The sequence below is a fragment of the Lolliginicoccus lacisalsi genome (assembly GCF_014841105.1).
Lineage (GTDB): Bacteria > Actinomycetota > Actinomycetes > Mycobacteriales > Mycobacteriaceae > Lolliginicoccus > Lolliginicoccus lacisalsi.
Genome location: NZ_JACYWE010000001.1, coordinates 491,298 through 508,527, shown reverse-complemented (window position 1 = coordinate 508,527; position 17,230 = coordinate 491,298). Strand labels below are relative to the sequence as shown.

16 protein-coding genes are annotated in these 17,230 nt (G+C 69.3%); 14 read left to right on the top strand and 2 right to left on the bottom strand.

The window, feature by feature from the left end; translation table 11 throughout:
• The first annotated feature begins 39 nt into the window (after positions 1–39).
• The 10 genes from HT102_RS02315 to HT102_RS02270 all read left to right on the top strand — a co-directional run bounded on the left by HT102_RS02315 (position 40) and on the right by HT102_RS02270 (position 11,308).
• Positions 40–792 carry a YebC/PmpR family DNA-binding transcriptional regulator gene (locus HT102_RS02315; protein WP_192037778.1) on the top strand — a complete coding sequence of 251 codons (753 nt, stop codon included), beginning with the start codon at positions 40–42 and terminating at the stop codon, positions 790–792.
• 108 nt (positions 793–900) lie between these two features.
• Positions 901–1,608 carry a crossover junction endodeoxyribonuclease RuvC gene (gene ruvC, locus HT102_RS02310; RefSeq protein WP_192037777.1) on the top strand — a complete coding sequence of 236 codons (708 nt, stop codon included), beginning with the start codon at positions 901–903 and terminating at the stop codon, positions 1,606–1,608.
• Entirely contained in the window at positions 1,605–2,216 is a 612-nt protein-coding gene (ruvA, locus tag HT102_RS02305) for a Holliday junction branch migration protein RuvA (RefSeq protein WP_192037776.1), read from the top strand. Before ruvC ends, ruvA begins: the two co-directional genes overlap by 4 nt.
• Positions 2,213–3,280: a Holliday junction branch migration DNA helicase RuvB gene (ruvB, locus tag HT102_RS02300; RefSeq protein ID WP_192037775.1), complete on the top strand. Its 1,068-nt coding sequence runs from the start codon at positions 2,213–2,215 to the stop codon at positions 3,278–3,280. The genes ruvA and ruvB overlap by 4 nt, the downstream gene beginning before the upstream one ends.
• A gap of 157 nt (positions 3,281–3,437) precedes the next feature.
• Positions 3,438–3,773 carry a preprotein translocase subunit YajC gene (yajC, locus tag HT102_RS02295; RefSeq protein ID WP_192037774.1) on the top strand — a complete coding sequence of 112 codons (336 nt, stop codon included), beginning with the start codon at positions 3,438–3,440 and terminating at the stop codon, positions 3,771–3,773.
• Positions 3,774–3,826: 53 nt separating this feature from the next.
• Positions 3,827–5,428 (top strand): protein translocase subunit SecD, encoded by a 1,602-nt coding sequence (secD, locus tag HT102_RS02290; RefSeq protein ID WP_333473240.1) that lies wholly within the window; start codon positions 3,827–3,829, stop codon positions 5,426–5,428.
• Positions 5,425–6,600: a protein translocase subunit SecF gene (secF, locus tag HT102_RS02285; protein ID WP_192037773.1), complete on the top strand. Its 1,176-nt coding sequence runs from the start codon at positions 5,425–5,427 to the stop codon at positions 6,598–6,600. Before secD ends, secF begins: the two co-directional genes overlap by 4 nt.
• A 25-nt stretch (positions 6,601–6,625) precedes the next feature.
• Positions 6,626–8,371: an ABC transporter substrate-binding protein gene (locus HT102_RS02280; protein WP_192037772.1), complete on the top strand. Its 1,746-nt coding sequence runs from the start codon at positions 6,626–6,628 to the stop codon at positions 8,369–8,371.
• Positions 8,371–8,907, top strand: coding sequence for an adenine phosphoribosyltransferase (locus HT102_RS02275; RefSeq protein WP_192037771.1), 537 nt, complete (start codon positions 8,371–8,373; stop codon positions 8,905–8,907). Before HT102_RS02280 ends, HT102_RS02275 begins: the two co-directional genes overlap by 1 nt.
• A 133-nt stretch (positions 8,908–9,040) precedes the next feature.
• Positions 9,041–11,308 (top strand): RelA/SpoT family protein, encoded by a 2,268-nt coding sequence (locus HT102_RS02270; RefSeq protein ID WP_225443152.1) that lies wholly within the window; start codon positions 9,041–9,043, stop codon positions 11,306–11,308.
• Here HT102_RS02270 and HT102_RS02265 read toward each other — a convergent pair.
• A complete protein-coding gene (locus HT102_RS02265) occupies positions 11,297–12,121 on the bottom strand; it encodes a peptidylprolyl isomerase (protein ID WP_192037770.1) in 825 nt (274 codons plus the stop codon). The two genes, HT102_RS02270 and HT102_RS02265, sit on opposite strands and share 12 nt — an antisense overlap.
• A 4-nt stretch (positions 12,122–12,125) precedes the next feature.
• Positions 12,126–13,034, bottom strand: a complete 909-nt coding sequence (locus HT102_RS02260) for a peptidylprolyl isomerase (RefSeq protein WP_192037769.1) — start codon at positions 13,032–13,034, stop codon at positions 12,126–12,128.
• 187 nt (positions 13,035–13,221) lie between these two features.
• Here HT102_RS02260 and HT102_RS02255 point away from each other — a divergent pair, with 187 nt between their 5' ends.
• From HT102_RS02255 to HT102_RS02240, 4 genes are all read left to right on the top strand, one after another.
• Positions 13,222–13,884, top strand: coding sequence for an MBL fold metallo-hydrolase (locus HT102_RS02255; protein WP_192038013.1), 663 nt, complete (start codon positions 13,222–13,224; stop codon positions 13,882–13,884).
• A gap of 106 nt (positions 13,885–13,990) precedes the next feature.
• The gene (gene hisS / locus HT102_RS02250) at positions 13,991–15,259 is read left to right on the top strand and encodes a histidine--tRNA ligase (protein ID WP_192038012.1); all 1,269 of its coding nucleotides are present in this window, start codon (positions 13,991–13,993) and stop codon (positions 15,257–15,259) included.
• Complete coding sequence (locus HT102_RS02245; RefSeq protein ID WP_192037768.1) at positions 15,252–15,917, top strand: hypothetical protein; 666 nt, start codon at positions 15,252–15,254, stop codon at positions 15,915–15,917. The genes hisS and HT102_RS02245 overlap by 8 nt, the downstream gene beginning before the upstream one ends.
• 90 nt (positions 15,918–16,007) lie before the next feature.
• Positions 16,008–17,228, top strand: a complete 1,221-nt coding sequence (locus HT102_RS02240; RefSeq protein ID WP_192037767.1) for a hypothetical protein — start codon at positions 16,008–16,010, stop codon at positions 17,226–17,228.
• The last annotated feature ends 2 nt before the right edge of the window (positions 17,229–17,230 follow it).

Sequence of the window (17,230 nt, the reverse complement as noted above, 5' to 3'; positions counted from 1 at the left end):
GCAGTGAACGATCGGTGACGTCGGAAGGAACCGGACCTTATGAGCGGCCACTCCAAATGGGCCACCACCAAGCACAAGAAGGCGGCCATCGACGCCAAGCGCGGCAAGCTCTTCGCCAAGCTGGTCAAGAACGTCGAGGTCGCGGCTCGCACCGGCGGTGGTGATCCTACGGGCAATCCCACGCTCTACGACGCCATCCAGAAGGCGAAGAAGGCCTCGGTGCCCAACGACAACATCGAGCGGGCGCGCAAGCGCGGTTCCGGCGAGGAGGCCGGCGGCGCGGACTGGCAGACCATCATGTACGAGGGCTATGGGCCCAATGGCGTGGCGCTGCTCATCGAGTGCCTCACCGACAATCGCAACCGCGCCGCGGGCGAGGTTCGCACCGCGATGAGCCGCAACGGCGGCAACATGGCCGACGCCGGCTCGGTGGCCTACATGTTCTCCCGCAAGGGCGTGGTCGTGCTGGAGAAGCACGGCCTCTCGGAGGACGACATCCTGCTCGCGGTGCTCGAGGCGGGCGCTGAGGAGGTCAACGATCTCGGCGAGAGCTTCGAGATCGTCTCCGAGCCCACCGACCTCGTGGCGGTCCGCACCGCGCTCGTCGAGGCCGGGATCGACTACGACTCGGCCGAGCCGAGCTTCCAGCCCTCGATGAGCGTGGCCGTCGATGCCGACGCTGCCCGCAAGGTGCTGCGGCTCATCGATGCCCTCGAGGATTGCGATGACGTGCAGAACGTCTACTCGAACATCGACATCTCCGACGAGGTCCTTGCCCAGCTCGACGAATGACGATTCAGCTCGATCGGTCGCCGCGACTCGCCCGCCGCTCGCGGACGACCCGAGCGAGCGATATCCACTACACTATCGAACAACTGTTCGCATGGGGTGGAGGTGCGCGTGAGGGTAATGGGCGTTGACCCGGGGCTCACCCGGTGCGGGCTCGGCATCGTTGATTCGGGATCGGGACGCAGTGTCATTGCGATCGCGGTCGATGTGGTCCGCACGCCTCCCGACCTCGAGCTGTCCGCGCGCCTGCTGCGCATCGCCACCGTGGCGGAGGAATGGATGGACAAGCACCGCCCCGATGTCGTTGCCATCGAGCGGGTGTTCTCGCAGCAGAACGTCCGCTCGGTGATGGGCACCGCGCAGGCCGGCGGGGTGGTCGCGCTCGCGGCCGCGAGGCGGGGCATTCCCGTTTCGTTCCACACCCCGAGCCAGGTCAAGTCCGCGGTGACCGGTGATGGTTCCGCGGGGAAGGAGCAGGTCACCGCGATGGTGACGCGCATTCTCAAGATGGCCGAGGCGCCTCGTCCAGCGGACGCCGCCGATGCGCTCGCGCTCGCGATCTGCCACTGCTGGCGTGCCCCGATGCTCGATCGCATGGCCGAGGCCGAGGCGGCCGCGCAGGCCGCGCGGCGCAAGTACACGGCGCGGCTCGCGGCGGTCCGGCGCGCCCAGGCGGCCGATGCCCGGAAGGCGGCGGCAGGGAAAGCGGCGGCAGGGAAAGCGGCGGCCGCAAGAGCGGAATCGCGGGGCCCGGCGAGCAGGAACGCACAGGATGATCGCGGCACGGGCCGCCACTCGATCGGGGGACAGGCATCATGATCGCAGCAGTGCGCGGACCAGTCCTGCACATCGGCCTGGACCACGCCGTCGTCGAGGCCGGGGGCGTGGGCTACAAGGTCCATGCGACGCCCGGCACTCTGGCTGGCTTGCACCGGGGCACCGAGGCGCTCCTGCTCACCACCATGGTGGTGCGGGAGGACTCGATGACCCTCTACGGGTTCTCGGAGGATGATTCGCGCGAGCTCTTCGCGATCCTGCAAACCGTGACAGGCGTGGGCCCGCGGCTCGCCATGGCGGTGCTGGCGGTCCTGGAGCCGAGCGCGCTGCGGCTCGCGCTGGCCAACGGTGACGCCAAGGCGCTGATGCGAGTGCCCGGGGTGGGCAAGCGCGTCGCCGATCGCCTCATCGTTGACCTGCGCGACAAGGTCGGAGTGGTCGAGGGCATGCCCGGGGATGCTGGCGGTGGGCTCAATGGCAGCGCCCCGGCAACGACGATTGCCGACACCGTCGTCGAGGCGCTCACCGGCCTTGGCTTCACTGCGGGGCAGGCCGAGCAGGCCACTGCCGTGGCGCTGGAGGCCGAGCCTGCCGCGACCTCGTCGGTGTTGCTGCGCTCCGCTCTCGCTAGCCTGGGTGGGCCGCGATGACAGACCGGGACCAATCCATGCCGCCCATGTCACCGAGCCTCGTCGACGGCGACGGTGACATCGAGGTCAGCCTTCGGCCCAAGAACCTCTACGACTTCATTGGACAGCCGCGCGTTCGCGAGCAGCTCGAGCTCGTCCTCTCGGGCGCCAAGCAGCGCGGCGCTGCTCCCGACCACATCCTGCTCTCCGGGCCGCCCGGGCTCGGCAAGACCAGCCTCGCGATGATCATCGCGGCCGAGATGGGCACGTCGCTGCGGCTGACCTCGGGGCCAGCGCTGGAGCGGGCCGGCGACCTCGCCGCGATGCTCAGCAATCTCGTCGAGGGCGATGTCCTGTTCATCGATGAGATCCATCGGATCTCCCGGCCCGCGGAGGAAATGCTGTACCTCGCCATGGAGGACTTCCGCGTGGATGTCGTCGTCGGCAAGGGCCCCGGAGCCACCTCCATCCCGCTCGAGGTGTCGCCCTTCACCTTGGTCGGCGCGACGACACGCTCCGGCGCCCTGACTGGTCCGTTGCGCGATCGCTTCGGGTTCACCGCGCACATGGACTTCTACGAGCCCGGGGAGCTGCAGCGAATCCTGATGCGCTCCGCGCGCATCCTCGGCGTGGAGCTCGAGAATGACGCGAGCCACGAGATCGCCCGGCGGTCCCGCGGTACGCCACGCATCGCCAACCGGCTGCTGCGCCGCGTGCGTGACTACGCGGAGGTCCGCTCCGATGGCATCGTCACCATGGATATCGCGCGCGCTGCCCTGCGTGTCTATGACGTCGATCAGCTCGGGCTCGACCGGCTCGACCGGGCCGTGCTGCAATCGCTCGTCCGGAGCTTCAACGGTGGTCCTGTCGGTGCGGCCACGCTGGCGGTGGCCGTGGGCGAGGAGCCGGCCACCGTGGAGGAGGTGTGCGAGCCCTACCTGGTGCGGGCCGGCATGCTGGCCCGCACGCCACGCGGGCGAATCGCCACCGCGGCGGCGTGGGAGCACCTGGGCCTCGTGCCGCCGGCGGATACCGTGGCGAGCGGCATCACGGTCCGCGCGCGCGAGCCCCACGACGACGAATAGCACGGCCCCGGCCGGTCCGGATCGCCCGCTGGCCGGGCGGTGGCGGCGCGGGCAACTCGGCAAGCCGAGCCAGGGATGGCACACTGGTGTACCGGTCGGCATTCCGTTGCCGGCTCGCCCCACACGCGCACATCGAACAACGAGGAATCACGCCCCGATGGAACTGCTCCTGCCGCTGCTCATCCTGCTCCTGCTCGTACCAATGTTCCTGTCGGTGCGGCGCCAGAAGAAAGAAATGGACCGCCAAGCGGCACTTCAGGACTCGCTCTCCGTCGGTGATCGCATCATGACCACTTCTGGGCTGTACGCCACGATCCTCGCGGTCGAGGACACCACCGTGGAGCGCGAGATCGCTCCCGGCGTGGTCGCCACCTGGATGCGCCTGGCCATCCGCGATGTGGTCCGCGAGGACACCGAGGAGGAGGGCGGCGAGTTCCGGGACCACGACAACGGCGGCGCGGAGGCGCACGGCCGCGATAGCGGAGTCCAGTAGAGTCAGCCCTCGTGACTGGCTGTCGGGCCAGTTGTCGTCAAGGAGATCGTCTCGTGGCATCAACCAGTCGGCGGAAGTATCCGCTGCGGGCACTCAGCTTCGTGCTCATGCTCGTCGTCCTGTGCTTCACCCTCGTAATGTTCACCGGGGACCGCGGCAACACGCCGCGCCTCGGTGTCGACCTCCAGGGCGGCACGCGAGTCGTGCTCTCCGCGATCACGCCGGATGGCTCGAGCCCCAGCCCTGACGCCCTCGAGCAGGCCCAGGAGATCATCGCCACCCGCATCAACGGACTTGGCGTCGCCGGCTCCGAGGTCCTCATCGACGGCGAGACCCTCGTCATCACCGTGCCGGGCCAGGACGGTGCCCAAGCGCGCACGCTCGGCCAGACTGCCCGGATGTACGTCCGGCCCGTCCTGAACGCGCAACCAGCCCCCAATGCCGAGCAGAGCAGCCCTGACGAGGGCACCGCCACGGAGGACGAGCCCCGTGCCACTCTGCCCGGAGACGCGGACGAGGCCGCCGCGCTGATCGAGGAGGCCCGCGGCACCAGGCAGTCCGAGGACCCCGAGACGCAGGCAGCGACGCTGGCCGAGCACGAGTGCAGCCCGCTCGACCCCCTCGCTGGCAACGACCTGCCCGACAAGCCGCTGATCACGTGCAGCAACGACGGCCAGGTCGTCTACCTGCTCGGGCCCGTGCTCATCGAGGGCGAGGCGATCGACAGCGGTAGCGTCAGCGGCGGCTACAACCAGCAGCAGGCGCGATGGGAAGTGTCGTTCCGCTTCCAGGGACAGGCCAGCGATGACTGGGCGGCCTTCACCCGCCAGAGCGTCGGCCAGCAAGCGGCGTTCGTGCTCGATACCGCCGTCGTGAGCGCTCCCGTCATCCGCGATCCAACGCCAGCAGGCAGTGCCACCTCGATCTCAGGAAACTTCACCGAGGAAGAGGTCCGCGACCTCGCGAACCAGCTGCGCTACGGCGCGCTTCCCCTGTCCTTCGAGGCATCGCAGGCCCAGACGGTCTCGGCCACGCTCGGGCTCGCCTCGCTCGAGGCCGGGCTCATCGCGGGCGCGATCGGGCTGCTCGCGGTCCTTCTCTACGCGCTCGCGTACTACCGGCTGCTCGGCGTCATCGCGGGCCTGTCCCTGGCCATCGCGGTCGGGCTGGTCTATGGGGTGCTCGTGCTGCTTGGCCGGTACATCAACTTCACGCTGGACCTCGCGGCCATCGCCGGGTTCATCATCGGCATCGGCATGACCGCTGACTCGTTCATCGTCTACTTCGAGCGCATCAAGGATGAGATGCGCGAGGGGCGCAGCTTCCGCAGCGCGGTCGAGCGGGGCTGGCAACGTGCCCGGCGGACCATCATGACCGGCAACGCGGTCAGCTTCCTGGCCGCAGCGATCCTCTACTTGCTCGCGGTCGGGCAGGTCAAGGGCTTCGCGTTCGCGCTCGGCCTCACCACGGTGCTCGACCTCTTCGTGGTGTTCCTGTTCACCTATCCCATGCTCAGCCTCGCGATCCGATCGCGGATATTGTCGAACCCGCGGCTCAACGGCCTCGGCGCGATCACCGATGTCGCCCGCGAGCGCGCCCAGCAGGAGCAGGCCCGGGCCGGATCCCGCACGAACGTGGAAGGTGCCACAGCATGACAACCTCGCAGGCCACCAGTGAGCAGGCGCCCCGGCATGGCTTTTTCCACCGCCTCTACACGGGCACCGGCGCCTTCGAGATCGTGGCGCGCCGCAAGATGTTCTTCCTCGTCGCGCTCGGCCTGATCCTCATCTCCGTCGCGGGCATCGGCATCCGTGGGTTCACCTTCGGGATCGACTTCGCTGGCGGCACCCGCGTCGAGAGGCCCGCGGGCGACGTCTCGGTGCAACAGGCCGAGGACGTGTTCACCGACGCGATCGGCGTGGCGCCCACGACGACGCAGATCGTCGGTACCGGTGCCACCGCATCGATCCAGATCCGTTCCGAGACCCTCGACGAGCCGCAGATCCAGGCGGTGCAGCGCGCCCTGTTCGAGGCGTTCGAGCCCCGGGGGACCGATGGCCAGGCGGACATCAACGCGATCAGCATCGCGAAGGTGAGCGAGACGTGGGGCGGGCAGGTCACCGAGAAGGCTCTCCTCGCGCTGATCGTGTTCCTCGTCCTCGTGTGCGTCTACATCTCGCTGCGGTTCGAGTGGCACATGGCGCTCGCGGCGATCGCCGCGGTGATCCTCGACCTCACGGTCACCGCCGGGGTGTATGCCATCGTGGGATTCGAGGTCAGCCCCGCCACGATCATCGGGTTGCTCACGATCCTTGGCTACTCCCTCTACGACACGGTTGTTGTGTTCGACAAGGTGCAGGAGAACACGAGCGGGGTCACGAGCAGCCTCCGGCGAACGTATGCCGAGCAAGCCAATCTCGGCGTGAACCAGACCTTGATGCGCTCGTTCAACACCTCGCTGATCAGCGTTCTCCCCATCGCCTCGCTGATGATCGTGGCGGTGTGGATGCTCGGCGTGGGAACGCTCAAGGATCTCGCCCTCGTGCAGCTCGTCGGCATCGTCATCGGCACCTACTCGTCCATCTTCTTCGCCACCCCGTTGCTCGTCACGCTCAAGGAACGTACTCCCGAGATCAAGGAGCACACCGCGGCGGTGGCCGCGCGCCGGGCGGGCCCAGCGGCCACGGCAACAGCCACTGCCCCGGCTGGCGCGGCCTCCGCCGCGGCTGCAGGAGGGGCGGAGGACTCCGATGCGGCACAGCCACCCCGAAGGCGCGGATCCGCGCCGGCCCCCGGCGCGCGCCCCACGGGCAAGCGCCGCCGGTGAACCACGTCCGGGAAGGAATCCGGCAATGATCCAAGGCATCCGAACCGCTCGAGCCGGGGCAGGACCCGCTCGCCGACGGGCAGCGGCGGTGGTATCGGTCGCGACAGCAGCAATCATCCCGCTCAGCGCCTGCGCGACCGTCGATACGCTCGACGAGTACACCCTCGGGTACGCCATCGACGCCCCGATCACCACCTACAACGCCAACACGGTCGACGGCGCGTACTCCGCGGCGCCGGCCGTGCTCGGCCGGGTGCTCACGGGCCTGAGCTATATCGGGCCCGAGGGCACCGCCGTGTTCGACCGCGACCTCGGCACCATCACGCCCGTGCCGGGCAGCCCCGAAGCCTTCGACGTCACGCTCGATGCTGATGCTGTCTTCTCCGACGGAATTCCCATCACCTGCAACGACCTCGTCCTCGCGTGGGCGGCGGGCAGCGGCCGGTTCACCGGGCCCGGCCCCGATGGCGGCGATCCCGAGCCGCTGTTCGACGCCGCCACCGACTGGGGCTTTGCCGACATCGAGGCCATTGACTGCGAGCCAGGCTCGAAGAGCGCGCAGGTCCGGTTCCGCGAGGGCCGGGTGGTCACCGACTGGGCGGAGATCTTTGCCGCCACGACGATCATGCCGTCGCACGTCGTGGCCCGCGAGGCCCGCGTCCCCGACCTGGTCGGGGCGGTCGCGCGAGGCGATATCGAGGCGTTGGCACGCATCGCCGAGTTCTGGAACACCGGCTGGGATCTCGAGCCCGGCGAGATCGACCTCACGCTCTACCCATCCTCGGGCCCCTACCGCATCGAGTCTTTCACCGAGGACGGCGGGCTGCTGCTGGTGCGCAATGATCGATGGTGGGGCGACCCCCCGCGGACCCCGCGCATCGTGGTGTGGCCCGGGATGGATACGCGCGAGATCGTGGCGCGCGGCGAGGCGCAGATCGTGGAGGCAGGCGCGGGCTCGGTGCCCGGACTCGACCTCGCGGGCTACGACGCGCGCACCGTGGCCTCGCGCAACACCGAGCAGTTGGTCTTCAACACCCGCGGCGTGTTCGGCAACGTCGATGCGCGCCGCGCCTTCACTGGCTGCGTGCCCCGGCAGCGCGTCGCCGACGATGCCATCAACAGCCAGTTCGGGGACTCCCCGCCCCAGCCTGGCGTGGTCAGCTCCCGCATCATGCAGCCCGGCCATCCGGCGTATGGCTACGTCGCGGGCCCGGCCCAGCAAATCTTCCTCCAGCCTGACCTCGAGCTCGCTCGCAACTTCCCGCAGTCCGACGACATGCGGGTGCGGATCGGCTACCGGGGCCCGGACCAGCGGCGCGAGGAAACCGTCTCGTTCATCGCCCGAAGCTGCCAGGAAGCGGGCATCATCGTCCAGAACGTCAGTTCCCGCGACTTCGATCCGGCGCGCGCCATGGAAGCCGGCGAGGTCGACATCGTCCTCGGCGGTGTCGGCGGCGTGCAGTCCAGCGGCGGGCTCGCCTCGGAGGCCACCCGCCTCGGTGCGCTGCACTCGCGCAACGGCCGCAACATCGGCGCGTTCTCCCAGGACCGGATTGACATCCTCGTCGCTGAGCTGGCCGCGATCAGCAATCCTGACGCGCGCTACGTGCGCTTCGCCGAGGCGGAGAGCATCCTCTGGAGCGAGCTGCCCTCCGTGCCGCTCGCGGTGCAGCCACGCACCGTGGCCCACGCCGAGTCCATCCTGGGCGTGGTGCCCAACCCATCGCGGGCCGGAGTGGGCTGGAACATGGACAAGTGGGTGCGCGGCTGATGGGCAGCAGCCTCGCTGCGCTCATCGCTTCCCTGACCCGAACGGTGCCGGACTTCCCGGCCCCGGGCGTGCAGTTCGCTGACCTGAGCCCGCTCTTCGCGGACGGGCATGGGCTGCGGTCGGTCATCGCCGGGCTCGCGGAGGCCAGTCCGCCCGCCGCGAGCGTTGACCTGGTCGCTGGAATCGATTCGCGCGGTTTCCTGCTCGGGGCGGGCGTGGCCCTGCACCTCGGGACCGGGATGCTCGTGGTGCGCAAGCAGGGCAAGCTGCCCCCGCCGGTGCACGCGCGCAGCTACGCCCTTGAGTACGGCGAGGCCGTCCTCGAGATCCCTGCCGAAGGCATCGAGCTCGCGGGGCGCCGGGTGCTCATCATCGATGACGTGCTTGCTACCGGTGGAACACTCGTCGCGGCGAAAGCGTTGCTCGAGGAAGCCGGGGCCGAGGTGGTCGGCGCGGCGGTGGTGCTCGAGCTCGCTGGCCTCGCGGGACGCGCCAAGCTCGGAACCACCCCTCTGGCCGCGCTCATCACGCAGTGAGCGCTACAGTTGCGGTGAGGCGGCTTCGGTTCGGATAGGAGGTGGTCGCGTGAGCCACGACGCGCAAGCCCCGCATGAGGCAGGCACCACCCCGACGGGTGCGGGCGAGGATGTGCCACGCCCCCTCGCCTCCATGGTCAACGCGCCGGGATCAGCATCCCGGCGGGTCCGTGCCCGGCTCGCCCGCAGGATGACCGCGGGCCGCAGCGCCTCGGTGAAGCCCGTGCTCGAGCCGCTCGTCGCGATCCACCGTGACTTCTATCCCAAGGCCCCGCTCGTCACGCTGCAGCGCGCGTACGACGTCGCCGAGGAGCGCCACGCCGAGCAGATCCGCAAGTCCGGCGACCCCTACATCACTCATCCGCTGGCTGTCGCGACGATCCTCGCCGAGCTAGGCATGGATACCACCACGCTCATCGCGGCGTTGCTGCATGACACTGTCGAGGACACCAGCTACAGCCTCGAGCAATTGACCGAGGAGTTCGGCGACGAGGTCGCGCACCTCGTCGACGGCGTGACCAAGCTCGATAAGGTCGTGCTGGGCACCGCCGCGGAGGCCGAGACGATCCGCAAGATGATCATCGCGATGGCGCGCGATCCGCGGGTGCTCGTCATCAAGGTGGCGGACCGCCTGCACAACATGCGGACGATGCGGTTCCTGCCCCCGGAGAAGCAGGCGAGCAAGGCACGCGAGACCCTCGAGGTGATCGCGCCGCTCGCGCACCGCCTCGGCATGGCCACCGTCAAGTGGGAGCTCGAGGACCTCGCGTTCGCGATCCTGCATCCCAAGAGGTATGACGAGATCGTCCGTCTCGTGGCCAACCGGGCCCCGTCGCGCGACATCTACCTCGACAAGGTGCGGTCGCAGATCAAGGCGGCGCTCGAGGCCGCGAAGCTCAACGCCGTCGTGGAGGGCCGCCCCAAGCACTACTGGTCGATCTATCAGAAGATGATCGTCAAGGGCAAGGACTTCGACGAGATCCATGACCTCGTGGGCATGCGCATCCTGTGCGATCATGTGCGCGAGTGCTATGCCGCGATCGGTGTGGTGCATTCGCTGTGGCAGCCGATGGCTGGCCGGTTCAAGGACTACATCGCCCAGCCCCGCTACGGGGTGTACCAGTCGCTGCACACCACGGTCGTGGGGCCGGAGGGGAAGCCGCTCGAGGTGCAGATCCGCACCCACGACATGCACCAGAACGCCGAGTACGGCATCGCCGCGCACTGGCGGTACAAGGAGACCCGCGGCAAGCACCATTCGGACAGCTCCGAGGTCGACGAGATCGCGTGGATGCGGCAGTTGCTCGACTGGCAGCGCGAGGCCGCGGATCCTGGCGAGTTCCTCGAGTCGCTGCGCTATGACCTCGCGCGCAAGGAGATCTTCGTCTTCACGCCCAAGGGAGACGTGCTGACCCTGCCCGCGGAATCCACTCCGGTTGATTTCGCCTACGCCGTGCATACCGAGGTGGGCCACCGGTGCATCGGCGCGCGCGTCAATGGCCGCCTCGTGCCGCTCGAGCGGACCCTCGAGAATGGCGAGGTCGTGGAGATCTTCACCTCCAAGGACGAGGGATCGGGGCCGAGCCGCGACTGGCAGAAGTTCGTGGTGTCGCCGCGCGCCAAGACGAAGATCCGGCAATGGTTCGCCAAGGAGCGCCGCGAGGAAGCCCTCGAGACGGGCAAGGACGCGATCGCGAAAGAGGTGCGGCGCACTGGCCTGCCCCTGCAGCGGATCCTCAGCGGTGATCTGATGACCGCGACGGCGCGGGAACTGCGCTACCAGGATGTCGATGCGCTCTACACGGCGGTGGGGGAGCACCATGTCTCCGCCCAGCATGTGGTGCAGCGCCTTGTCGCGCAGTTCGGTGGCGTGGAGGATGCCGAGGAGGAGCTCGCCGAGCGCGCGACGCCGTCGAGCACGCCGCGGAGCAGCCGTCGCTCGGCGAGCGACGTGGGCGTCGAGGTGCCGGGCGTCTCGGGGGTGCTCGTCAAGCTCGCCAAGTGCTGCACGCCCGTGCCCGGCGATGAGATCCTCGGTTTCGTGACTCGCGGCGGGGGCGTCAGCGTCCACCGCACCGACTGCACCAATGCTGACTCCCTGCGGGCGCAGGCGGAGCGCCTGATCGATGTGCAGTGGGCGCCGTCCCCGCACTCGATGTTCCTCGTGGCCATCCAGATCGAGGCGCTCGACCGGCATCGCTTGCTATCGGATGTGACCAAGGCGCTCGCCGACGAGAAAGTGAACATCCTGTCGGCGTCGGTGGCGACCTCGGGCGACCGGGTGGCGATCAGCCGGTTCACCTTTGAGATGGGCGATCCGAAGCACCTCGGGCATGTGCTGAACGTGGTGCGCAATGTCGAGGGCGTCTACGACGTGTACCGGATGACCTCAGCGGTCTAGCTCGACGCCGATGATCTGCACGGGCCTGCTGGGCGCTCCGCTGTGGCCAGAGATCGGGCCGGCCTCGGCGATCGCATCAAGCACCCACATCGCGTCCGCGTCGACCGTGCCGATGATGGTGTAGGTCGGGGGCAGCGGGGAGTCATCGAAGACGACGAAGAAGCGGCTGCCGCTATTGCCGCCCGACATGGTCTCCATGGCAACGGTGCCGCGCGGGTAGGTCGTCTGGGTGCCGCTGCGTCGCTCGCCATCGAGGGTCACCTGATCAGCGGGGAACTCCGCGGGTGTGCCGTAGCCTGGTCCTCCGGTGCCGGTGCCGCTCGGATCTCCGCATTGCAGGGTATAGACCCCGCGCGTGGTGATGCGGTGGCACACCGAGCTGGTGTAGAAGCCTTGCTCGGCGAGGCTGATGAAGCTATTGACCGTGCAGGGCGACAGCGATCGGTCCAGCGAGATGGGCACCATTCCGCGCCGGAGCTCGAGGCGCACGGTGGCGGCGCCCTCGGCGGGCACATCTCGCGCCGGTGGCAGGGAGACAGGCCGGGCGGGGTTGCCTGATCGCGGGTACTCGCAGCTCACTGCTGGCGGCATGGGATCGGCGCGGGGCAGGGTCACGTCGAGCGGTGGAGCGTTGGTGACCATCACCGAAGCCGGCGCGGAGGCCACGGTAGCGGCCTCCGCGCCGACGGGTGCATCAGCAACAAGGGCAGCCGACGGTGCGGATTCCGTGGCAAGGGAGCACCCAGCGAGGACCACGCTGATGCTCGCGCACAGCCCGGTCCCGCCCAGGATTCGAGCCGTCGCTCTGCCCAATTGGCTATTCCTCCACCGTGACCGATGTGATTTCCGCGGGGATGCTCGGAGCCCCGTCGCCGGGGCCGCTCCCAGGGTTCCCGTCGACGCCTGCTTGCGCAATGGCGTCGATCACAGAGAGGCCTGCATCATCGATCTGGCCGAGGATGCTGTAGGCCGGCGCCAGCGGGGAATCATCATAGACCAGGAAGAACTGGCTGCCATTGGTGCCAGGCCCGGCATTGGCCATCGCGATCGTGCCGCGCGGGTAGATCGTGCCACCGGGCGGCTGCTCCTGGAACTGATCGGCCGGGAACTCATCGGCGAATGCGTAGCCGGGCCCGCCGCCGCCAGTGGCCGAAGGATCGCCGCACTGGAGCACGAAGATGCCCGCGGTGGTCAGGCGGTGGCAGCTCGTGCCGTCGAAGTAGCCCTGCTCGGCGAGGCTGGCGAAGCTATTGATCGCGCACGGGGACTTCGCGCGGTCGAGCGACAGGCCGACCGGCTCGCCGTTGAGGTTGATCGTGGCAGGGACTGTCCCCTCGGCGGGGATGCCCGTCTCGGCGGGACGCTCGGCCTCCTTGGCGGCAGGCCGGCCACTCTCGGGGTAGGCGCAGTCAACGGTGGCGGGCAGTGCCTCGGCACGTCCATCCGGCAACGCCTCGGGCTCGGGCATCTCCTGCGGCTCGTCGAAGAACTCGTCGAACATCTCGTCGCCCTGGTCCTCCGCGGCGACGGAATCGCCGGGATCGCCGGAATCGCCGCCGCTCGCGAGCGTGTACACGCCGAACGTGGCACCGGCGAGGGCCACCACGCCCACGACGGCACCCGCGCCGATCAGCGCTTTCTTGCGGCGCTCCTGCTTCCGGCGCTCGGTGATGGTCTGCTCGAGCGTGGTCCTCGCGGCCTCGCGCCGCTCCTGGTTCGACGCCACCGCGGTCGACCCTCCTTGAATTGATTTCGGTTTACCGCCTGACAGGCTAGCCGCATACCCTGAGAAGTACAGTGATTGGTTGCTGAGGGCCTCCTGTGTTGCGAGGTGCTGGCAGGCCGATCGCCAGGACGTGCCGCACGGGCATGCCGCAACAACGATGCAGGACGAGGACCGGGAGAGTAAACGCGTGCGAGTAATGGGTTTCCCCGCCGGGATGTTCCAGACCAACTGCTACGTCATCGCCCGCGATGGCGAGCGCAATTGCGTGGTGATCGATCCGGGCCAGGACGCGCTGCCCGCGCTGCGCAGCGTTTTCGAGGAGCACGAGCTGGCGCCGGTCGCGGTCGTGCTCACCCACGGCCACCTCGACCACATGTGGTCGGCGCAGCCCCTGTGCGATGAGCATGGCATCCCGGCCTTCATCCATGCCGAGGACCGCGGGATGCTCAGCGACCCAGCATCGGGCATCGGCCCCCAGCTCAGCGGATTCATCCAGGGCATGGAGTTCATCGAGCCGGGCACGGTGAAGGACATCCAGGATGGTGACGTGATCGAGCTAGCGGGCATCGAGCTCCGGTTCGCGCACGCCCCGGGCCACACCAAGGGGTCGGTGATCGCGCGCACCCAGGTGGACACCGACGCGGGCCCGCGTGACATAGTGTTCAGCGGCGATACGCTGTTCGCCGGGGGGATCGGACGGTCCGATCTGCCGGGCGGGGACGCGGACCAGTTGCTCCGCTCGATCAGGGAGACGCTGCTCGTGCTCGACGACGGCACCACGGTGCTGCCCGGGCATGGCGGAGCCACCACGATCGGGCATGAGCGGGCCACCAATCCGTTCCTTCGCTAGTCCCGGCGCGCGCGGCGAGCCGCGGAGCCGGCCACCCGCTCCCGGCTACGCTTCCCACAGTGACAGCTCGACGTGACAGCTCGACACAGCCAGAAAGCCAAGACACCTGACCGTGAGTACCAGATTCTCGGCCCCCAAGGGCGTCCCTGACTATGTGCCGCCCCAGTCGGCGCAGTTCGTTGCCGTGCGCGATGCGCTCCTGCGGGCTGCCTCGCTGGCCGGCTACGGGCACATCGAGCTGCCCCTCTTCGAGGACACCGCCCTGTTCGCCCGTGGCGTCGGTGAATCCACCGATGTGGTGACGAAGGAGATGTACACCTTCGCTGATCGGGGCGGGCGCTCGGTGACCTTGCGTCCCGAGGGCACCGCCGGGGTGATGCGCGCGGTCATCGAGCATGGTCTCGACCGCGGCGCGTTGCCGGTCAAGCTGCGGTACTCCGGGCCGTTCTTCCGGTACGAGAGGCCCCAGGCCGGGCGCTACCGCCAGCTCCAGCAGGTGGGCGTCGAGGCGATCGGCATCGATGACCCCGCCCTCGACGCCGAGGTCATCGCCATCGCGGACGCGGGCTTCCGCAGCCTCGGGCTGACTGGCTTCCGGCTCGACATCACCTCGCTCGGCGATGACACCTGCCGGCCGCAGTACCGGGAGGTCCTGCAGGAGTTCCTGCTCGGGCTCGATCTCGACGACGAGACCCGCGAGCGGGCCCGGGTCAACCCCCTCCGCGTGCTTGACGACAAGCGCCCCCATATCAAGGAGTTGACCGCCGGCGCGCCCCTGATGCTCGACCATCTCTCCGGCAGCGCCAAGGCCCACTTCGATGAGGTGCTCGGCCACCTCGACCGGCTGGGGGTGCCCTGCACCATCAACCCACGGCTCGTGCGCGGCCTCGACTACTACACCAAGACGACCTTCGAGTTCGTCCACGAGGGGCTCGGAGCCCAATCCGGGATCGGCGGCGGCGGCCGCTACGACGGTCTGATGGCCGAGCTGGGCGGGCAGCAGCTCTCCGGCATCGGCTTCGGGATCGGCGTCGACCGCACCGTGCTCGCCCTCGAGGCCGAGTCCGTCGCGGCGGCCCCGAGCGCGCGCTGCGAGGTCTTCGGGGTCCCGATGGGCCAGGCCGCGCGCGAGCGCATGGTCACGATCCTCGGCGACCTCCGCGCCGCTGGCATCCGGGCCGACATGGCTTACGGCGGGCGCGGGGTGAAGGGCGCGATGAAGGCAGCGGACAAGTCCGGCGCCCGGATCGCCCTCATGCTCGGCGACCGTGATCTCGCGGAGGGCACCATCGGCATCAAGGAGCTCGCCACGGGGGAGCAGCGTTCCGTTCCGCTCGGTGACATCGTTGCGGAAGCAGGGGGCACGCATGCCTGACGACTCGGTCCGCGGTCCTGGCGATCCGTCCGCGGGGGCACCGTCCGTCCCGCTCGATCTGGTGCGCCGCGAGATCGTGGTGCCCAAGCTGCGCCGCATCTCCCTGATCAGCATCGCCGTCGGTCTCCTCATCACGATGCTGGTATCGCTGTTCGCGCCGTTCTGGGCCGCGGTCCTCATCGGTGTCGTCATCGGCGGCCCGCCCGCGCTCGGCTCCCATCTCGCTGGGCGCCGGGCCTACTGGCTGGCCGGCCGAACGGTCAGCGCGCGGATGCTCGCCACCCGGACCGTTGATATCGGTGGGCTCACGCGCGCCGAGCTCGTCGTGCAGCCTGGCCGCTTCCGGCAGGTCCACCTCGCGCTCGCCGACCGCGACAACGCCATCTCGGTGCCGCTGGCCCTGTATGGGGCGGACCGGGGCGCCGAGCTCGACATCATGGGCATCCGGCGCCTCGCTGATGTGCTCGCCATGAGCGAGCTCATCAGCGCCGAGATCGTCTCGCGCGTGCTCGTCGAGCACCTGCGGGCCGAGGCGCGCGGCGCGGGCCTCACCGCGCGCCCCCTGTTCCGGGCCGTGACCCGGGCCGAGGAGACCGCGCCCTCCTCGCGCGTGGCGCTCTCGGAGGATGATCTCGCCCTGATCCTCGACGCCGAGTAGCTGCGCCGGCGCGGGCTAGCAAGCGCGGGCGCGGGGCGGAATTCCGACAACCGGGGATATCACGGCGCTCAGTGCGCGATGATCAAGAGCATGGGACGCACAGAGGCGCTCAGGCATGCGGTCTCCGACCGCAAGGATGCTGTGCTGCGCCGGTCCCTCGAGGTCGTCTCCGGGCCGGAGGGCCTGCTGGTGTCCGGGCCGGAGTCCGAGGTGCAGACCTACACCGAGCGCGTGATCAGCGAGGTGCCTGGGTCCGCGTCCGCGGAGGTCGTGCCGCTGCGGCTGCTGCCCGCGGTGCCTGGACCCCGCCAGCTGCGGCGCCGCAGCGGAGCGTTCCTCAAGGTTGCTCCCGGGGCCCGGGGCATCCTTGCCGCGCGCGGTGTCGTTCCCACCAGCGACGGCGTCTTCCGCAGCATGTTGCGCGGGGCGAACGCGATACGTGCTGCGCACCTGCACTGGATCACCTCCGCGATCAGCCCGCGCAGCATCATCAACGCGCACGCGACGTTCTCGGTGATGGCACTGCGCACGGCGGTGCGCGATACCGAGACCGCCATCGACCGTGTCGGTGGCACCGCCGACCGCGTGCTCGCCCTCGCCGAGGCCTCCCGCGTCGGTGACGTCGTCGGCCACCATCGCGCGCTCCGCAGGCTCGTGCGCACCCTCGATGACACTGGGGTGCTCACCTCGGCGGACTGGGCGGCGGTGGCGCCGATCGGACCGATGCTCGAGGTGACCGTGGAGCGCCTGCGCGCCCACGCGCGGCGCTCCCTCGAATCGATCCCTCCCGACGGGCCCGTGCCGGATAGGTCGCGCCTCATCGCGACCGCGATCGACGACAACCGTCTCGGGGAGACGCTGCAGCTCCTCCTCGTGGCCGAGGGATCGGTCTACATGTGGCAACAGCTGCGCACCGAGCGGGTCCGGCAGGCCGAGCCCGAGCACCTGCATTCGGTCGTCGCCTCCTCCCGCGAGCAGCTCAAGGAGCACAGCAACCGCGACCGAGACATCGTGCGCGCGCTGCGCGAGCAGCTCGCGAGCCTCGGCTCGGTGCGGGTGCGGGAGATCCACCGGCTTGGCGCGGCGCATCGCTTGCGCCGTTCCATCAGCCAGTTGCAGGACGATCTCGAGGAATTCACCGAATCCCGCGAGGGGCAGCTCGCGGGCTGGCTCGATGATGAGGACCCGGCGCTCGCCGCGGCGCTCAACGAGATGCGCAAGCGCGCGACCGGGGTGGGGCGCGCGGCACGAGGCAGGCTGGGCCAGGTGGGCACCCAGCTGCACTCGATAGCCCGCCCGCGGGACGACTAGGC